This window comes from Micromonospora sp. BL4, from assembly GCF_003667505.1.
GTDB lineage: Bacteria > Actinomycetota > Actinomycetes > Mycobacteriales > Micromonosporaceae > Micromonospora.
This window is the reverse complement of record NZ_RCVJ01000207.1, coordinates 1-1,763: the sequence shown is the minus strand read 5'-3', so window position 1 is coordinate 1,763 and position 1,763 is coordinate 1. Positions and strand designations below refer to the sequence as shown.

The 1,763-nt window shown below is 71.8% G+C and carries 1 protein-coding gene; it reads right to left on the bottom strand.

All coding sequences use genetic code 11. The features are described from left to right. Window positions 1-12: 12 nt before the first annotated feature. On the bottom strand, window positions 13-1,719 hold the full coding sequence (locus EAD89_RS27180; RefSeq protein WP_121677702.1) for a metallophosphoesterase: 1,707 nt from the start codon (window positions 1,717-1,719) through the stop codon (window positions 13-15). Between the last annotated feature and the right edge of the window lie 44 nt (window positions 1,720-1,763).

Below are 1,763 nucleotides of genomic sequence, written 5' to 3'. Positions count from 1 at the left end.
GGATTCTCGGCGTCAGCCACGGCCTGGCACACGTCGGGTTGGCCAGCTCGCGGTCGGGGACTGGTCGGGGTTGATCTGCCAGTCGCGGGAGACCCGGTCGACCGCGATCGGGTAGACGGTCAGCGTGCCGTCGGGGTCGATGCGCAACCGCAGGAACGCCTTGGAGTCCTCGATGCCCTGACCGGCGAAGAGTTCGTTGACGTTCACCCCGAACCAACCCGCCACCAGCAGGTACGCCGCCACCAGTTGGCTGGCCAGCAGGCCGCTCACCGGGCCGTAGAGCACCGCCGCGGCGACCACCGGCAGCGGCCAGGGCCAGTCGTAGAACGGCAGCGCCAACCAGGCCCAGGTGCCGGCGGCGGCCAACCCGACGTGTGCCAGGCCGTGGCTGACGCCGAGAATCCAGTGCCGCGCATGCCGCTTGCCGCTCGCGCTGGGTGGCTTGGCGAACAGGGCCGCGGCCAGCACCGTCACGAGCAGCATCAGTACCAGCGGGACGGTGAACAGCCGCTGCTCGGTGGTGTCCGCCCAGTTCGCGGCCGCGCCCGCCATGGCCAGCATCAGCAGCGTGTGCAGGGTGCCGAGCAGGGTGGTGAAACCGGGGTTGCGGAACGGCAGCCGGGGAAAGATGCCCCAGCCGTAGCGGCGGGAGCGGGCCGCGTCCGGATAGCGGGCCGCCAGGTCGTACGGCTGGGCGCGGCTGGCCCGCCGGGCCAGGGTGTCCCGCGGAGGCACCTCGATGCGCTCCGGCAACTTGTGCGTCGGGTAGAGGTACGCCCCGCCGCCGCCACAGGTGATCAGCTGCCGGTCCGGCCCCGCGTAGCGGGCATAGTGGTGCAGGTCGCCCGAGAGCAGCAGCCGGACCTGCGCCCCGGTCGGGTCGATGATCGTGCGGATGAAGTAGTCGACCGAGTCGTACGCCGTCGGATGGTCGGCGGCCTTGACCCAGGTCGGCGCCGGCGTCGCGACGATCACCTTCGACTCCGGGCCGAGTTGCCGCGCCACCTCGTCGAAGTACGCCAACTGCGGGTCGTCCAGGTACGAGCCGGACTGGTCGTCCACGCCGAGCAGCCACCAGCCGGCCGGCAGCTCCACGGCGAAGTACGAGCGCGACTGCCCGGTGCCCCAACCGCCGAAGTGCCGGTCCCGGGAGCGGACGAACAACCGCAGGAACGCGGTCAGGCCGTCGTACCAGTCGTGGTTGCCGGGCACCGCGAAGAGGGTCGGCCGTTCCGGCGGGGTCGCCGGGAGTGCAGCCTGGTAGGGGCCCTTGCAGCGATCCTCGTACGAGGCGTACGCGGCCGACGGATACACCTGGTCGCCACCCATCACCAGGGTCTGCGCCCGGGGCAGCCGGTGCCCGTCCACGGTCAGCTCCGGCTGCGCCAGCAGGTACGCCACCGAGTAGGTGGCGTTGAAGCCGTCACCCAGGTCGGCCACGTAGTCGAGCCACAGCCCGCCGTCCGGCCCGGACTGGCGGAACGCGTCGTCGCCGAACGCGTTCTGCAACTCGCGCTTGTCCAGGTACGCGCCGAAGAGCATCGCGAGCAGCGTGCGTATGCCGGTGCTGATCAGCAGGAACGGGGCCAGCCACGGCACCGGCTTGCGCGGGGTGAAGCCCAGCTCCAGCGGGTCCGTGGTGCGCGGGCGGTGGGCTGCCCGCTCCCCGGCGGGCGGGTCCTGGTCGGGGTCGTCGAGGGGGGCGTGATCGTCGCTCACCCGCCGCAGCGTAGTCCCGACCCCGATGATCCGCTGTCCGGTAA